At 65.4% G+C, this 17251-nt stretch carries 13 protein-coding genes; 8 read left to right on the forward strand and 5 right to left on the reverse strand.

Features of this window, described 5'->3' with window-relative positions:
* The first annotated feature begins 6 nt into the window (after positions 1–6).
* The 4 genes from polA (at position 7) to rpsA (ending at position 6383) form a co-directional block, all read left to right on the forward strand.
* Positions 7–2643, forward strand: coding sequence for a DNA polymerase I (gene polA / locus ACX80X_RS03055; RefSeq protein ID WP_252613781.1), 2637 nt, complete (start codon positions 7–9; stop codon positions 2641–2643).
* A 28-nt stretch (positions 2644–2671) separates the two neighbouring features.
* A complete protein-coding gene (locus ACX80X_RS03060; protein WP_459311171.1) occupies positions 2672–3283 on the forward strand; it encodes a GyrI-like domain-containing protein in 612 nt (203 codons plus the stop codon).
* Positions 3284–3380: 97 nt separating this feature from the next.
* Positions 3381–4670: a GNAT family N-acetyltransferase gene (locus tag ACX80X_RS03065; protein ID WP_459311253.1), complete on the forward strand. Its 1290-nt coding sequence runs from the start codon at positions 3381–3383 to the stop codon at positions 4668–4670.
* A gap of 234 nt (positions 4671–4904) precedes the next feature.
* Complete coding sequence (gene rpsA / locus ACX80X_RS03070; RefSeq protein ID WP_056339708.1) at positions 4905–6383, forward strand: 30S ribosomal protein S1; 1479 nt, start codon at positions 4905–4907, stop codon at positions 6381–6383.
* Between the two features lie 139 nt (positions 6384–6522).
* Here rpsA and ACX80X_RS03075 read toward each other — a convergent pair whose 3' ends face one another.
* Positions 6523–7047: a GNAT family N-acetyltransferase gene (locus ACX80X_RS03075; protein ID WP_252598758.1), complete on the reverse strand. Its 525-nt coding sequence runs from the start codon at positions 7045–7047 to the stop codon at positions 6523–6525.
* On the reverse strand, positions 7031–7747 hold the full coding sequence (locus tag ACX80X_RS03080) for an IMPACT family protein (RefSeq protein ID WP_252598759.1): 717 nt from the start codon (positions 7745–7747) through the stop codon (positions 7031–7033). Before ACX80X_RS03080 ends, ACX80X_RS03075 begins: the two co-directional genes overlap by 17 nt.
* Positions 7748–7769: 22 nt before the next feature.
* On the opposite strand from ACX80X_RS03080, the gene coaE reads away from it, so the two are divergent.
* From coaE to ACX80X_RS03100, 4 genes are all read left to right on the forward strand, one after another.
* On the forward strand, positions 7770–8984 hold the full coding sequence (coaE, locus tag ACX80X_RS03085; protein ID WP_459308747.1) for a dephospho-CoA kinase: 1215 nt from the start codon (positions 7770–7772) through the stop codon (positions 8982–8984).
* Positions 8985–9064: 80 nt separating this feature from the next.
* Positions 9065–11164 carry an excinuclease ABC subunit UvrB gene (gene uvrB, locus ACX80X_RS03090; RefSeq protein WP_252598761.1) on the forward strand — a complete coding sequence of 700 codons (2100 nt, stop codon included), beginning with the start codon at positions 9065–9067 and terminating at the stop codon, positions 11162–11164.
* A 227-nt stretch (positions 11165–11391) separates the two neighbouring features.
* Entirely contained in the window at positions 11392–12420 is a 1029-nt protein-coding gene (locus tag ACX80X_RS03095) for a TerC family protein (RefSeq protein WP_252598762.1), read from the forward strand.
* Positions 12421–12541: 121 nt separating this feature from the next.
* A complete protein-coding gene (locus ACX80X_RS03100; RefSeq protein ID WP_252598763.1) occupies positions 12542–13978 on the forward strand; it encodes an MFS transporter in 1437 nt (478 codons plus the stop codon).
* Here the strand turns inward: ACX80X_RS03100 and ACX80X_RS03105 are convergent.
* Genes ACX80X_RS03105 through ACX80X_RS03115 form a run of 3 tightly spaced genes read right to left on the reverse strand, consistent with a single transcriptional unit; the run spans position 13964 to position 17249 of the window.
* Complete coding sequence (locus tag ACX80X_RS03105; protein ID WP_459311173.1) at positions 13964–15310, reverse strand: alpha/beta fold hydrolase; 1347 nt, start codon at positions 15308–15310, stop codon at positions 13964–13966. The two genes, ACX80X_RS03100 and ACX80X_RS03105, sit on opposite strands and share 15 nt — an antisense overlap.
* A gap of 22 nt (positions 15311–15332) precedes the next feature.
* Positions 15333–15833, reverse strand: a complete 501-nt coding sequence (locus ACX80X_RS03110) for a GNAT family N-acetyltransferase (RefSeq protein ID WP_459308742.1) — start codon at positions 15831–15833, stop codon at positions 15333–15335.
* A 45-nt stretch (positions 15834–15878) separates the two neighbouring features.
* Complete coding sequence (locus ACX80X_RS03115) at positions 15879–17249, reverse strand: CoA transferase (protein ID WP_459311175.1); 1371 nt, start codon at positions 17247–17249, stop codon at positions 15879–15881.
* Positions 17250–17251 lie beyond the last annotated feature (2 nt).

Here is a 17251-nt window from a genome sequence, read left to right on the forward strand (position 1 = left end):
CACTCGATGGCGTTCCGCGCGTTCTTCGCCTTGCCGGCGGACAAGTTCTCCACCGCCAACGGACAGCACACCAACGCCATCCACGGTTTCACGTCCATGCTCATCAACCTGATCAAGGAACAGAAGCCCACCCACATTTGTGTCGCCTTCGACGTCTCGGATGACACCACGCACCGCAAAGCCGAGTACAGCGAGTACAAGGGAGGACGCAACGAAACGCCCCGTGAGATGAGCGGCCAGATCGACCTCATCGACAAGGTCATGGGCGCCTGGGGCATCAAAACCATCAAACTGCCCGGCTATGAGGCCGATGACATCCTGGCCACCCTCGCCGCCATGGGGGAAAAGGCCGGTTTCGAGGTGCTGCTCGTCTCGGGCGACCGTGACGCCTTCCAGCTGATCACGGACAACGTTTTTGTGCTTTACCCGAGGAAGGGCGTCAGCGACATTCCCCGGATGGACGCGGCAGCCATCCAGGAAAAGTATTTTGTGACGCCCGCGCAGTATTCGGACCTTGCCGCTTTGGTGGGCGAGACCGCGGACAATCTTCCGGGCGTTCCGGGCGTCGGCCCGAAAACCGCGGCCAAGTGGATCAACCTTTACGGCGGTCTTGAGGGCGTCCTCGAGCACCTGGATGCGATCGGCGGCAAGGTGGGCGATGCCCTCCGGGAAAACGTGGAGGACGTCAAACGCAACCGACGCCTGAACAGGCTCCACACGGATCTCGAACTTCCGCTCACCCTGGATGATCTCGCGGAACCGCGGCCGGACGAAGCCGCGCTGGAGGCTTTGTTCGACGAACTTGAATTCAAGACCATCCGTTCCCGGCTCTTTGCCCTGTACGGCAGCGAGGACGTGGAATCTGCGGAGCGCGAAACCATCGCCGCGCCGGACTTCGTGATTCCCGCCGGGGCCGCCGAGCTGGGTGCCTTCCTGGCGGCGGGCGCTGGCAAGACGTCGGCAGTCGCCGTCGACCTGGTGCCCGGGCGGATCGGCGAGGACGCCGCCGCACTGGCCATCGTCCGTGACGATGCCGCCGTCTATATCGACCTCGCCGCGCAGGACGCCGCAGCCGAAAACGTCCTGGCGGACTGGCTGCGCGATGAAAGCTCGTCAAAGGTCATGCACGGCTACAAGGCTGCGTTGAAGGCCCTGTCCAGCCGTGGCCTGGGACTGGAAGGCGTAGTGGATGACACGTCAATTTCCGGATACCTCATCCAGCCGGACCGCCGCACGTATGAACTCGCCGAGTTGGCCCAGCATCACCTCAACGTCAGTGTTCCGTCCGAGGCCTCCAAGGCGGGCCAGCTGGAGCTGGCGTTCGACGACGCCGCCGCCGCCGGCGCGCTGGTCCAGGTGGCGGCCGTGGTCCAGGCCCTGAGCCGGCACTTCGCATCAGAGCTCACCGAACGCAAGGCGGGGGACCTGCTGACCACCCTGGAACTGCCCGTCAGCCGGGTGCTGGCCGACATGGAAACAGCGGGCATCGCCATCGACCTGCCGCGCATGGACGAGCAGATCGCCGATCTGGCCAAAGTGATCGACAACGCGCAGGAACTTGCCTTCGCCGCGATCGGCCACGAGGTTAATCTCGGATCGCCCAAGCAGTTGCAGACCGTGCTCTTTGACGAACTCGAATTGCCGAAAACGAAGAAGATCAAGTCCGGCTACACCACCGATGCCGCGTCGCTGAAGAACCTGCTGGAAAAGACCGGCCACGAATTCCTGGTCCAGCTGATGGCGCACCGGGAGTCCTCGAAGCTGCGCCAGATGCTGGAGTCGCTCAAGAAGTCCGTGACGGAAGACGGCCGGATCCACACCACCTACGCGCAGAACGTGGCAGCGACGGGCCGGATCTCCTCCAACAATCCCAACCTGCAGAACATCCCCATCCGCAGCGAGGAAGGCCGTCGCGTCCGCGGCATCTTTGTGGTCAGCGACGGCTACGAGTGCCTGCTGTCTGCGGACTACTCACAGATCGAAATGCGGATCATGGCGCACCTTTCGGGCGACGCAGGCCTGATCCAGGCCTACCAGGACGGCGAAGACCTCCACCGGTTTGTGGGCTCGAACATCTTCCACGTGCCCACCGAAGAAGTCACCAGTGCCATGCGCTCCAAGGTCAAGGCGATGTCCTACGGCCTCGCCTATGGCCTCACATCGTTTGGCCTGTCCAAGCAGCTGGAAATTTCCGTGGACGAGGCCCGCACGCTGATGAAGGACTACTTTGACCGGTTCGGCGCCGTCCGCGACTACCTCCGCGGAGTGGTGGACCAGGCCCGGGTGGACGGCTATACGGCCACCATCGAGGGGCGTCGCCGCTACCTGCCGGACCTCACCAGCACGGACCGGCAGCTTCGCGAAAACGCGGAGCGCATCGCCCTGAACTCACCCATCCAGGGATCGGCCGCGGACATCATCAAACGCGCCATGCTGGGCGTGCACGCTGAACTGGCGGCCCAGGGCCTGAAGTCGCGCATGCTCCTGCAGGTCCACGACGAACTGGTCCTTGAAGTCGCCGCCGGCGAACGTGTTGCGGTGGAGAAGCTCGTCACCGAGCAGATGGGCTCCGCCGCGGACCTCAGCATCCCGCTGGATGTCCAGATCGGGGTGGGCCCCAGCTGGTACGACGCCGGCCACTAGGCTGCTGGGAACGAATGGGTGGGGCGCGATGGACAAGTACGACGTCAAGAAACAGTTCAAGGATCTGTACGCGCCCCGGGCCCGGGACTTCGAAGTGGTCACCGTCCCTCCGCTGAGCTACCTGATGCTGGACGGGCAAGGTAATCCGGGGACGGCCCCCGCCTACGCCGCCGCCCTCGAGGCCCTGTATTCGGTGTCCTACGCCGTCAAGTTCGCCAGCAAGCACGCGGGCCGGGACTACGTCGTCGGGCCGCTGGAGGGCCTGTGGACAGCAGACGATCCTGACGCCTTCACCCGGGGCGAGAAGAACAGCTGGAAGTGGACCATGATGATCCATCAGCCAGGCTGGATCGGCGCCGCCGAGGTGCAGGACGGTATCGCGGAGGCGGCGGCGAAGAACGTTCCGGGGCTGGACCTGCTCCGCCTTGAGACCCTCGATGAAGGCCTCTCGCTGCAGATCCGGCACATCGGCAGCTACGACGACGAGGCCCCCACGCTGCACCGCCTGCACAGTGAATACATTCCGTCCAAGGGCTTCGGATTTGCCGGCCTGCACCACGAGATCTACCTCAGCGACGCCCGCCGGGTGGCACCGGAAAAGCTCAAAACCATCCTCCGCCAACCCGTGCGGCGGCTCTGAGCCATTTCCCGCCGGCTCTGCGGAACTTCCTGCCTGCGAGCGTGTTGCTGCTGGCCAGGCGCCGGAATCATTGGTTAGGCTCGGCGGTGTGGCCGAACTGAGTGATGACTATGAAATCCGGCGCTTCCCAGCGGCATCCAAAGGCGAGGCGGGTTATCCCGACGCCGAATCATGGGTGAAGGCGGTCGCCTTTGGCTTCCACGAATCCACGCGGACACCGGAGCATGTTGCCAAATCCTTGGAGACCTACGCAGCTGACCGGCGGATCTTCACCGGCGCCTACCAGACCCGGGAAGTCGCGCCTGGGTCGCTCCCCGCGGAGGTACCGGTGGCAACCTTCGGCACCCTGCGCAAAACACTCAACATCGGCTTCGGCCGGCTGCTGGAAACGCAACTGGTCACAGCTGTGACGGTCCGGACCTCACATCGGCGGCGCGGCTTGCTGCGCCGGATGATGTCCGAGGACCTGGCCATGGCGAAAAACGATGGCCTGGCAATGGCCGCCCTGACAGCGTCAGAAGGCTCCATCTATGGGCGCTTTGGCTACGGCGTGGCCAGCTTCGAACAGACCGTGAAAGTGGACACCACTGCCCGGTTCCGGCTCAACCATCACGCCGTCGGTACCGTGGACATCGCGGACCCCCGTGTGCTGCTGGACCTGGCGCCGGTCGTCTTCGACCGCGTGCACCGCCTGACGCCGGGATCGATCGGCCGCCAGGACTGGTACCGCCAGCTTGCTTCAGGTTCCTTGGGCCGCGAGGGCAAGGAAGATCCTGCCGTCAAGGCGGCACTGCACTACGGCCCCGACGGCGCCGTGGACGGCTACGTCTCTTACAAATTCCTTGGCTGGGACACCGAGCCCTACACCATGCAGGTGGTGGACCTCGTGGCGGCCACGAACGAGGCGTACCTGGAGCTCTGGCAGTTCCTGGCCGCCATCGACCTGGTGGAACGCATCACGTGGGACGAAGCACCGCTGGATGACCCGCTCACGTGGGCACTGGCCGATCCCCGCTGCATCGACTCCTCAGACGGCCGGGACATGCTCTGGCTCCGCATCCTGGACGTGGCCCAGGCGCTGGAAGCCCGGCATTACCCGCTGGACGGCAGGCTGGTGCTCGAGGTGCAGGACCCGCTTGGTCTCACGGCGGGAACGTTTGCCGTGGACGTCAGCGGCGGCGAGGCCGCCGTCGTGCGTCTGGCAGCTGCGCAGGATCCGGACCTGACGCTGGATGTCTCCGCGCTGTCATCCATCTACCTCGGCGCTGTCAGCCCGGTGACGCTGACGGCGGCGGGCCGGATCCGTGAACACACCCAGGGCGCGGCGCTCCGGGCCCGCGGGATGTTCGCGGTGGAGCGCGCCACGCACTGCCTCACACACTTCTGAGCCCCGGCATTGCAGGCACGCTCAGCCAGGCCGCTCGTTGCCATGCGCTTTGACCCTCGTTGGCCGCTGCGACTAGAATAAGTGGGCGCGTACTACGTGCGCGTTTCTAGAATCCACAAATCAGGAAGACCCGGAAGATCCCTGCGATCGCCCGAAGACCTGCGCCTGCGTTCCATAACGCGGGCGCGGCGGTTTGCCTGACCGACTTACTATCCACAACGGAGCCCCTACTACATGACCATCACCTCCACCGAGAAGCCCGGTACCCCCGTAGTCGCCATTAACGACATCGGTACCGCTGAGGACTTCCTCGCAGCAGTCGACGCCACCATCAAGTACTTCAACGACGGAGACCTCGTCGAAGGTACCGTCGTCAAGGTCGACCGCGATGAAGTTCTGCTCGACATCGGTTACAAGACCGAAGGTGTCATCCCCTCCCGCGAGCTGTCCATCAAGCACGACGTTGATCCCGGAGACGTTGTCTCCGTTGGCGATCTCGTCGAAGCCCTGGTGCTCACCAAGGAAGACAAAGAAGGCCGCCTGATCCTCTCCAAGAAGCGGGCTCAGTACGAGCGCGCCTGGGGCGACATCGAGAAGGTCAAGGAAGAAGACGGTGTTGTCACCGGTACCGTCATCGAGGTTGTCAAGGGTGGTCTTATCCTCGACATCGGTCTGCGCGGCTTCCTGCCCGCATCCCTCGTCGAGATGCGCCGTGTGCGCGACCTCGCTCCGTACATCGGTCAGAAGATCGAAGCCAAAATCATCGAGCTGGACAAGAACCGCAACAACGTTGTGCTGTCCCGCCGTGCCTGGCTCGAGCAGACCCAGTCCGAGGTCCGCTCCACGTTCCTCAACAAGCTGGAAAAGGGCCAGGTTCGTCCCGGCGTTGTTTCCTCTATCGTCAACTTCGGTGCCTTCGTGGACCTGGGCGGCGTAGACGGCCTCGTTCACGTTTCCGAGCTGTCCTGGAAGCACATCGACCACCCGTCCGAGGTTGTCGAAGTTGGCCAGGAAGTCACTGTCGAGGTTCTCGAAGTCGACCTGGACCGCGAGCGTGTTTCCCTGTCGCTCAAGGCTACGCAGGAAGATCCGTGGCAGACCTTCGCCCGCACCCACGCCCTCGGGCAGGTTGTTCCGGGTAAGGTCACCAAGCTCGTTCCGTTCGGTGCGTTCGTACGCGTCGAAGACGGCATCGAAGGCCTCGTGCACATCTCCGAACTGGCAGTCCGCCACGTGGAGCTGGCTGAGCAGGTTGTCTCCGTTGGTGACGAGCTGTTCGTCAAGGTCATCGACATCGACCTCGAGCGCCGCCGCATCTCCCTCTCCCTCAAGCAGGCTAACGAGGGCGTTGACGCCGAGTCCACCGAATTCGATCCGGCTCTCTACGGCATGTCCGCTGAGTACGACGAAGAGGGCAACTACAAGTACCCGGAGGGCTTCGACCCGGAGTCCAACGAGTGGCTTGAAGGCTACGAGAACCAGCGCGCCGTCTGGGAGCAGCAGTACGCTGACGCCCAGACCCGCTGGGAAGCACACAAGAAGCAGGTTGCCCAGCACGCTGCTGACGACGCTGCAGCTGCAACGTCCGGTGACAGCGATTCCGGCACCACCAGCTACTCTTCGGAGCCTGCTGCCGAGTCCAACGCCGGGGCCGGTACCCTTGCTTCGGACGAGGCTCTTGCAGCTCTGCGCGAGAAGCTGACCGGCAACTAATTGCCACCGGCCCGGGGCTTCCCGGGCCAGCACAGCGGGCCCCTGCGAAGGCAGGGGCCCGCTGTGCTTAATGCGCCATCCGTGGTTGGCCGGCCATCTGACCAGCACTTAATGCTCCCAAACGAGGCTTTCGGTGCGTCTACTGCGAGTTAGTTGAGAGTACGACGACGGCACTCACCGCGCCGCCGTCGTCGTGCGTCAGGACCGCGCCAGCGGCGGTGAGGAGCCGCTGCGCGCCGATGTTGGCTGCTGTGGTGTTGGCCACGACCTGGTGCAATCCCGCGCGGCGGGCTTCCGCCAACACCAGCCGCAACGCGGCGCCGCCGACACCGTGGCGGCGGTAGCTCCGGCCCAGCCAGATGCCCGTCTCAGCTGTTTCGTGTTGCGCCGTTTCCGCGTCCGTCAGCTTGAGCCTGATCGCGCCGGCCGGGCTGCCGTCGCATAGCACTGCCCAGCTCTTTTCCGCTACCGGTCCCTCCAGTCCCGCGGCTGCAGACCGGTGGTAGACGCGGAACCAGTCGATGCGTTCGGCATTCCAGCCCGTCCCGTTGCCCAGCGGCGGCGTGACGTCATCCGCGGACGCATCCAGCTGCGCCAGCTGCAGCAGCCGCTCCAGCATGGGGTCGTCGACGTCTGCCAGACGGACTTCAGGGCAGCGGGACATCGAGCCACTCCGTTCCGGCCGGCGTGAGCACGGTTCTCCCGGCGGTGAGTGACAACACGCGATCGGTGGCGGCAGAAACTTCCGCGGCATCGTCAGGCACGGCCAGGCGAAGGACCGTGTCCTGCGCTCCGTAGGTGGTTTCCGCCATCACAAACCCGGCCGCGCGAAGGTCGTTCTCCAGCCGTCCCGCGGCGGAGTGCGGCACCGACGCCGAACAGATCCGCAGCCGGCTGCGACGAACCAGTGGGGCCCGTTGCAGGGCCGCGGAAACCGACTCGGAATATGCACGCACCAGCCCACCCGCCCCCAGCAGGATGCCGCCGAAGTAGCGGACGACGACGGCGCTGACGTCGCTGAGGTCCGTCACGCCCGGCGCTGTTTCCCTCTTGATGATGGCCTCCAGCATGGGGATGCCGGCCGTGCCGGAGGGCTCGCCGTCGTCATTGGAGCGTTGGATGTCCCGGTCCGGCCCCAGGACGAACGCCGAGCAGTGGTGGCGGGCATCGTGGAACTCGCGGCGCAGGGCGGCCACCAGATCCCGCGCGGTGTCCTCATTGTCCGCGCGGCGCAGCACCGTGATGAACCTGGAGCGTTTGATCTCGATCTCGTGCCGGAACTCCGGCCCCAACGCGAGCGTGGTGTAGGCGGTGGCCCTGCTGTCTGCGGCGTCAGTGCTCTGTGTATCCGCTGTTTGTGCCACGTCTTCAGTTTAGGGTGGTGGGATGCTGAAGATCGGTTTGACGGGCGGCATCGCCTCAGGGAAGTCAGTGGTCGCCACACGCCTGGCGGAGCTCGGTGCGGTGCTGGTGGACGCGGATGCGCTGGCTCGGGACGTCGTTGAACCGGGAACGCCGGGGCTGGCCAGCGTGGTGGAAGCCTTTGGAGCGGAAATGCTCGACGGCGGCGGCCGGCTGGATCGGGCCAGGCTGGGTGCCGTGGTGTTCGGCAATCCCTCGCAGCTGGCCGTGCTGAACGGCATTGTGCACCCGCTGGTCCGGGCCGCCGCGGCCAGGATCATCGCCACAGCCCCGGCCGGCGCCATTGTGGTCCAGGACATTCCACTGCTCGTGGAGACGGGCCAGGGGAGCGGCTTCCATCTTGTCCTTGTGGTGGACGCGGCCGATGACGTCAGGATCGCCCGGATGCTCGAACACCGCGGCATGACGGCCGAGGACGCCCGGTCACGCATGGCTGCCCAGGCCTCGCGCGGGGCGCGGCTGGCCGCTGCCGACGTCGTGCTGGACAACTCCGGATCACTGGCGGACGTGACGGCGCAGGTGGACCGGCTCTGGGCCGAACGACTGGTGCCGTTCGCGCGCAATCTCCGGCGCAGCGTCAGGGCGGTCAGGGCAGGCATGGCAGTCTTGTCGGTGCCGCAGCAGGATTGGGCGGTCCAGGCTGCACGGCTTGGCGCCCGAATCACGGCCGCAGCACCGGACGACATCCTGGCTGTGGACCATATCGGCTCCACAGCCGTGCCTGGCCTGGCAGCCAAGGACGTCATCGACCTCCAGGTCACGGTGTCCGATCTCAACGCCGCGGACCGGATCGCACCGCTGCTGGCCGCTGCTGGCTTCCCGGCCGTGCCGGGGGTTGGCTTCGACACTCCGAAACTGACGGATCCGGACCCGGCGCAGTGGCAAAAACGCTTCCACGCCAACGCGGACCCCGGCCGCCCCGCCAACGTGCACGTACGGGCGGCCGGATCGGCCGGCTGGCGCTACGCGCTGCTCTTCCGCGACTGGCTCAGGAACGACACGGAAGCCGCCGCCTTGTATGAAGACCATAAACGCGCGTTGACCGAACAGTTTGCCGGCAGTAGAGGTACCCACGCCTATGCGGAGGCGAAGGAGCCGTGGTTCACGGACGTCGCCTGGCCGCGTATGGACGGTTGGGCTGCGCGCACGGGGTGGGTGCCGCCGTCGTACGCGCCCTGATCCTGTCCGCCCGTTTAGGGTGATGTTCGCCGGTAACTGATCCGGCTTTCACTGTCGGTCCCCGGTTGTAGATTAGATGCATGAGCCTTGCCCAGGAGATCAACCGCGTCGTCGCTCCGTTTGAAGTCATCAGCGAGTTCCAGCCGGCCGGCGACCAGCCTGCCGCCATCACCGAACTCACGGAGCGGATCAGGAACGGCGAAAAGGACGTTGTCCTGCTGGGCGCCACCGGCACCGGCAAGAGCGCCACCACGGCGTGGCTCATCGAACAGGTCCAGCGGCCCACGTTGGTCATGGTGCAGAACAAGACCTTGGCCGCCCAACTCGCCAACGAATTCCGTGAACTCCTGCCCAACAACGCGGTGGAGTACTTCGTTTCGTACTACGACTACTACCAACCTGAGGCCTACGTAGCGCAGACGGACACCTTCATTGAGAAGGACTCGTCCATCAACGAGGAAGTGGAACGGCTCCGCCACTCCGCCACCAATGCGCTGCTGACCCGCCGGGACGTTATTGTGGTGGCCACGGTGTCCTGCATCTACGGCCTGGGCACGCCGGAAGAGTACATTGCCGGCATGGTCACGCTCCGCAAAGGGGCGCAGATGAACCGCGACGACCTGCTCCGGAAATTCGTCTCCATGCAGTACGCGCGCAACGACATGGACTTCCACCGCGGCACGTTCCGGGTCCGCGGCGACACCGTGGAAATCATCCCGATGTACGAGGAACTGGCCATCCGCATCGAATTCTTCGGAGACGAGATTGAGAACATCCACACTCTCCATCCGCTGACTGGCGAACTGATCCGGGACGAGGAGGAAATGTACGTCTTCCCGGCCTCGCACTATGTGGCCGGGCCCGAGCGGATGGCCCGGGCCATCAAGCGGATTGAGGACGAACTCGCCGAACGCCTGGCCGTCCTGGAAGGCCAGAACAAGCTGGTGGAAGCCCAGCGGCTCCGGATGCGCACCACCTACGACCTCGAAATGATGCAGCAGATGGGCTTCTGCAACGGCATCGAAAACTACTCGTCGCACATCGACGGCCGTGCCCGCGGGACCGCTCCGCACTGCCTCATCGACTACTTCCCGGACGACTTCCTGCTGGTGATCGACGAATCCCATGTCACCGTGCCGCAGATCGGCGCCATGTACGAGGGCGACATGTCCCGCAAGCGGAACCTCGTGGACTTCGGCTTCCGCCTGCCGTCGGCCATGGACAACCGACCGCTGAAATGGGACGAATTCCTCCAACGCGTGGGCCAGACGGTCTACCTGTCGGCCACGCCCGGCAAGTACGAACTCGGCAAGGCTGACGGCTTTGTGCAGCAGATCATCCGGCCCACCGGACTGATCGACCCCGAGGTGGTGGTCAAACCCACCAAGGGCCAGATTGATGACCTCCTCGGCGAGATCAAGACCCGCACGGCAAAGAACGAACGCGTCCTGGTCACCACCCTGACCAAGCGGATGGCGGAGGACCTCACCGACTACCTGCTGGGCCACGGCATCAAGGTCGAATACCTGCACTCGGACGTGGACACCCTCCGACGCGTTGAACTGCTCCGGGAACTCCGGATGGGTGTCTTCGACGTCCTGGTGGGCATCAACCTGCTTCGCGAAGGCCTGGACCTGCCCGAGGTCTCCCTCGTGAGCATCCTGGACGCGGACAAGGAAGGCTTCCTGCGCTCGGCGACTTCGCTGATCCAGACCATCGGCCGTGCTGCCCGCAACGTGTCCGGCGAGGTCCACATGTACGCGGACCGCATCACCGACTCCATGGCCAAGGCTATCGACGAGACCAACCGGCGCCGCGCCATCCAGGTTGCCTACAACACGGAACGGGGCATCGATCCGCAGCCGCTGCGGAAGAAGATTGCCGACATTACCGACCAACTTGCCAAGGAAGACGCCGACACCCAGGAGCTGCTCAACAACAACCGGCTGGCCAAGGGCGCCAAACGTAGCAAGTCTGCGGCCAAGGGCGCGGCACAAGTCCGCAAGGACGGCCTCGCCGCGGCACCGGCCGAAGACCTCGTGGGCCTCATCGAACAGCTGACCGAACAGATGCACGGCGCTGCCACCGAACTCCAGTTCGAGCTGGCCGCGCGGATCCGGGACGAGGTCAGTGACCTTAAGAAGGAACTCCGCCAGATGCAGGCGGCCGGCCACGCCTAGTCCACCCCCGGGCGTCGAAGGGACGTGGCAGTCGGGGCATGTTTCCGCATGTCGGGACGCTGCTGTACAGTTAACGTCACGTAGGGGAGTATCCCGAGCGCTACGATCGTCAACACGCCAGGCACAGTTGCCTGGCCGGGCGTAGCGGGCCGCCATTTCAGCACCAAGTGCACAGGCTGGCCGGAGAGACTTACACCATTTCTCTGTACCCTGCGAAAGGCTAACCTGTGCCCGAATTACCCGTGTGGTTCGAGGTCGGCTCACTTGTCGTCCTTGGCCTGATCCTCCTCATTGACCTTCTGCTGGTCGTCCGGCGCCCCCACGAGCCTTCCATGAAGGAAGCCGGCCTGTGGGTTGCGTTCTACGTCTCCCTGGCCCTGCTGTTCGCCGGGGCCATGTTCTTCTTTACCGGCGCCGAATTCGGCGGCCAGTTTGTGGCCGGCTGGGTCACTGAATACAGCCTCAGCATCGACAACCTGTTTGTCTTCATCATCATCATGGCCCGCTTCTCCGTGCCTCGTAAGTACCAGCAGGAAGTCCTGATGGTGGGCATCATCATCGCCCTGATCCTGCGCGGCATCTTCATCCTCCTCGGCGCCATCGTGATCGAGCAGTTCAGCTGGGTGTTCTACATCTTTGGCGCGTTCCTGCTCTGGACCGCCTGGAAGCAGGCCCAGGACGAAGGCGAGGACGAAGAGGACAAGGAAAACCCGCTCATCGCCCGGATCCGCAAGGTCATCCCCATGTCGGAGAAGTTCGACGGCGGCAAGCTGCGCACCACGGTGGACGGCAAGAAGGTCTTCACCCCCATGCTGATCGTGTTCATCACCATCGGCCTGACCGACCTCCTCTTCGCAGTGGACTCGATTCCCGCGATCTTCGGCCTGACGCAGAGCCCGTTCATCGTCTTCACCGCCAACCTGTTCGCCCTGATGGGCCTGCGCCAGCTCTACTTCCTGCTGGGTGGCCTGATGAACCGCCTGATCTACCTGAAGCACGCGCTGTCCTTCATCCTGGCGTTCATCGGCGTGAAGCTGGTGCTCCACGCCATGCACGTGAACGAACTGCCGTTCATCAATGGCGGCAACCACATCGAGTGGGCCCCGGAGATTCCGACATTCGTCTCCCTGGCCGTCATCGTGGGCACCATCATCGTTGCCGTGATTGCCAGCCTCCTGAGCTCCAAGGCAAAGACAGCCCACCTGGACCCCCGACTCGAGGAAGACGCCAAGAAGAGCCTCAGCGACGCCGAGTAGGCTGTCTCCGCGTTCCGTTGACGCACACTGCATTTCCACTGATCCCGGCCGCACGGCGGCCGGGATCAGTGGCTTAATCTGCCCCCTGTAGGACCTGGCCGCCCAGGACTATGCTCGGACCATGGCCCGCACACTGATCACGGAAAGAGGAGTGCGCCAGGTGCAACGGCGCACCGTGGTGCTGCTGAGCGCGGCCCAGGTTTTCGGTGGCATCGGCACCGGAGCCACGGTTTCCATTGGGTCCATCCTGGCCGTGGAACAGTCAGGTTCCAGCGTGTGGGCGGGTGCCGTGGCCACGGTTATGACATTGGGGGCCGCGCTGACAGCACTGCCCCTTGCTTCGCTGGCGGACCGGCGGGGCCGTCGGGCCGGGCAGGTCACGGGGCTTTCCGCCGCCCTCGCCGGCACAGTTCTGATAGTGATGTCGGTGGTGTCCGGCTTGTTCGTCCTGCTGGTGCTGGGGGCGGTGGGCATCGGGGTGGGTACCGCGGCCAGCCTGCAGGCACGCTTCGCCGCCGTCGACCTTGCGGATGCTGAACACCGCGGCAGGGCGCTTTCCGCCGTGGTGTGGGCTGTGACGGTCGGCGCCGTGGCCGGACCCAACCTGATCCAGCCCGGCACCGTTGTGGGCCTGGCCCTCGGCCTGCCGCCCGTCGCCGGACCGTTCGTGATCTCCGCAGCCGGACTCCTGCTGGCCATTGTGCTGCTTTTCGCTGGCCTCAGGCCGGACCCGCTCCTGCTCGCGCGGGAAATCGCCGCCCAGGATCTTGCCGCCCGGGATCTTGCCACTCAGGAACCCGCCGCACTGGATCTCGACGCCCAGCCAGCTGGCGGGAAGATGCAGGGCACGCCACCACGTACGGCAAATCAGCAAAGCGCCACCGCGCGCAACGCAGTCGGGGGATCGCTCGTCCGCGGGCTGCGGGCAATCCGCCAGTCCAGGGCTTCCTGGCTGGCGCTTGCCGCCGTCGTCGGAGCGCACGCCGTGATGGTGGGCGTGATGTCCATGACCCCGCTGCATTTGCAGGAACTCGTGGCCGGGCCTGGTGCCTCCCATGCCGGCCACGCCGCCTCCGGCGATGTCCTGGTGATCATCGGCTTCACCGTCTCCCTGCATATCGCAGGCATGTTCGCGTTGTCGCCGGTCATGGGCTGGCTGACGGACAAGGCAGGCAGGACTGAGACCATCATGATCGGCTTCGCCACGCTGATCGCTGCCGTCGCCGTCGCCGGATTTGGCCAGACGTCCACCGTCGCGGTGGCCGTGGGACTTGTGCTGCTGGGCATGGGCTGGTCTGCGGCCACCATTTCCGGGTCCACGCTGCTGGCGGAGAGCGTCCCCCAGGAGTCCCGCGTGCTGGTCCAGGGTGTGTCGGACATGCTGATGGGCGCCGCAGGTGCGGTGGGCGGGGCCACTTCCGGACTGATCCTCAGCTGGGCCGGCTACCTGGGGCTCAACATGGCAGGCGGACTGGTGGGGGCTGCTGTCCTGACCGCCGCCGTCGTTGCCCTGGTGGCGCGCCGCCGCAGCCCGGCGGCCGGCTCAGCTGCCGGCTGAGCCGGCAACCGAGCGCACCATACCCAGCAGCCGCCCGAAAATAGCCTCGCCGTCGTCCGCTATGCCGTCATGGTGGAAGTCGGCCGTCTCCCATACCCGGAGTCCGCGCACAGCAGCCGCCGTCTCCAGTGACAGGCTGCGGTCCACGTAAATGTCGTCCTGGTAAACCGCGGCGGCGACCGGCACGCTGTTCGCGGCCAACTGTGTGGGGTCATACAGCGGCTTCCAGTCCGTTTTGGCGGCCAGCAGATGGGCCACCTGCCGCAGCGGCACCAAGGCGGGATCCTGTTCGAAATACCACGGGTACACCATCTCGCCGGTCAGCAGCAGCGCCTCCGCATCCGGGCGGAATGCCGGATTTTCCTGCAGCACACGCCAGGCAGCCCAGTCCGTCGCTTGTCCCTGCCCGTAGATGGACTCGTGCAGCAGAGCATAGAGCGGGTTCGCCAGGCGGGACACGATGCCCTGGACCTGCTCCAGGAAGGCATCGGAGAGCCTGTTCCCGTGTGGTGGCTCGGTGAAGGCGTCTTCCAGCAGGTAGTGCAGGCCGTCCACCCGCGTGTTTCCGCCCAGGAAGGAGCCCACCATCTGGAACCGTTCAACCGTGAGCCGGCCGCCGTCGGGAAGGAACTCCTCGGTCTGCCGAAGGTGCGATGCGATCGCATTCACTGTCCGGCGGTCCTCCGGATACCAGCTGAAGTACTCGGTGTTGCGGGCGGCAACGCGCGCGAACGTGGCGCGGTAGACGTCGTCGGCATGGCCGGCTAGCGGCGCAAGTCCGCCCGTGATGAGAGCCTCCTTCAGCCCGTCCGGGGCAAAGGACAGGTACGTCAGTGCGCAGAATCCGCCGTAGCTTTGGCCGTAGATGCTCCAGGGGCCGGAGCCGAGCGCCGCCCGGATGAGCTCCGCGTCGGCCACGATGGAATCCGCACGGAAATGCTCAAGGTACGCAGCCTGTGCCTCTGCCGTTCCACGCGCCGGCAGCGTGTTCCGGTCGATGGGGGTCGAAAGCCCGGTGCCGCGCTGGTCCAGCATCAGGATCCGGAAGTCCCGGGCCGCCGCCTTGCTCCAGCCGCTCAGCGAAGCCAGCCGGTTGCCGCGGCCGCCCGGCCCGCCCTGGAGGAACACCAGCCAGGGAAGCTCCTCGGCTTCAGCCTGAGTGTGGGCCGACGAGACGTACTCTCGGGCGAACACGGTGATGGTCTCGGCGGCGGCGTCACTGCCGGGCGCGAAGTGGTCCAAAGGAACGGTGAAGTAGTGCTCGGCGGTGCGCATGCCCCGGAATTCGTGCCGGGCCTTCACAAAATGCGGGACAGGGGTCCGCGTTTGCATGGTTTGAGTGGAAGCGTCCCGCTCAACCACGGATGGACGCTGCCGTTCTGGTGCCAAAGCTCTCCAGCGCGTCGCCGGTCAGCCGGAACGTGGACCAGCCGTCCAGGGGGCGGGCGCCGAGGCTGCGGTAGAAGTTGATGGACGGTTCGTTCCAGTCCAGGACGCTCCACTCAACCCGGGCGTAACCGTTCTCGACGGCGGTGGCGGCCAGGTGCTGCAGGAGCGCCTTGCCGTGGCCCTCGCCGCGGGCGTGCGGGCTGACGTAGAGGTCTTCCAGGTAGATGCCGTGGACGCCTTCCCAGGTGGAGTAGTTCAGGAACCAGAGCGCGAAACCCCGGACCGCGCCTGCGCTGTTCTCAGCCAATGTGGCAAACACGCGCGGGTTCTCGCCGAACAGGACATCAGCCAGCATTTCCGGTGTGTTGCGGACCGCGTCCGGTTCCTTCTCGTAAATGGCCAGTTCGTGGATCATCTCCAGAATGGCGGGGACGTCTTGCCGGGTGGCGGGGCGGATTACACTCATGGTCCGAGTTTACTGGCGGGGCCGTGATCCCTACTGCCAGGCTCCCTATTGCCAGCGAAGCTGCGATGTTCCGTAGCGGACGGGTCCCTTGCTGTACTCCAGCGGCACGCCGTCCGCCATGATGGGCGGCCCAACATATCGCAGGCGGCCGTAGGGGCTGTCCATCACGCGGAGTTCCGGGTCAGGCAGGGAACCGCCGTGACTGGCCACTGCGGGCAGTCGGTACAATTCTTCAGCGGTGCGGGCCAGGGAAAGCCGGGCAGCGCCGCCACGTCCGCTTCGGAGCCGTTCGGCCAGCAAGGCAATTGCTGCCGCCGCCAGGCCATAACCGGTGGCATGATCCAGTGCCTGCACTGGAAGCGCCCCCGGCTGCCACCCGTCATCAGTCGTGCGGCCATACCGTTCGGCGATGCCGCAAGCGGCCTGTACCAGGCTGTCAAAACCGCGCCGTCCGTTCCAAGGGCCGCCGCTGCCCCAGGCGCTGAGGGTGACGATCACGAGTTCCGGCCGGGCAAGCAACAGCGCTTCGGGCGCCAGCCCAAAAGGGTCCAGCCCGCCGTCGCGGTAACCCGTGACCACCACGTCTGCAGACTCAATGAGAAGCCTGACCGTTTCCATGGCGGCAGGATCCCGGAGGTCCGCCTCGGCGCTGCGCTTGTCAAAGCCCGAGTCAATGAACACATCGCTCAACTCCGGAAGCTGGGGCGGGTCGATGCGCAGAACGTCCGCGCCCAGGGCGCCCAGGAGGCGTGTGGCAGTGGGCCCCGCAATGACGCGCGTCAGGTCCAGCACCTTTAGCCCGGCCAAGGGGTGGCGCGGAACTGCCGATGGAACCCACCGGGAGAGCTGCGGACTTTCACTGGCTGACGGTGGCGGACTGGAGATTCTGATCCATGGACCGGAGCTGGCCGTCGCATACATGGGGGTCGCGATCCAATCGTCCCGTGTGCGCACGGCAGCAGCGACGCCGTTGTTTGCCGTGATGGCTTCCTCGGCTGTCAGCGACGTCATACCTAGCAGGGCGTGTTCCACGTCCTGTGGTGTGCTCACGGTGAGGGCCGACGTCAGCCGGGCTGCGTGGTGGGGGTAATTGGCGTGGAGGCGGATCCAGCCGTCCGACGTGCGCCGAAAGCCGGACATCGGAGCGAACCCTTCGGGTTTGACGCCCGCGACCCGCAGATGTCCCAGCGAATCGAAGGCCGCCGCGGTGGCTCCGGATGCCAGGGAATACCGGCCCGGAACGCCAACAAGCGCGTTCAGCGACGTCGCTGCTGCCTGGACCGCCCCCAAAGCCAGTCCCTCGACGTCCAGCGGGCCCTTCCACCACTGCCGTGGACCGTTGGAAGGTGCCACGGGCTGGGCCTCCAGGGCTTCCACAACCCGAAGGCTGCCGGTCAGGTCGGGGACGGAGTCCATTC

The organism is Pseudarthrobacter sp. MDT3-1 (assembly GCF_054510755.1).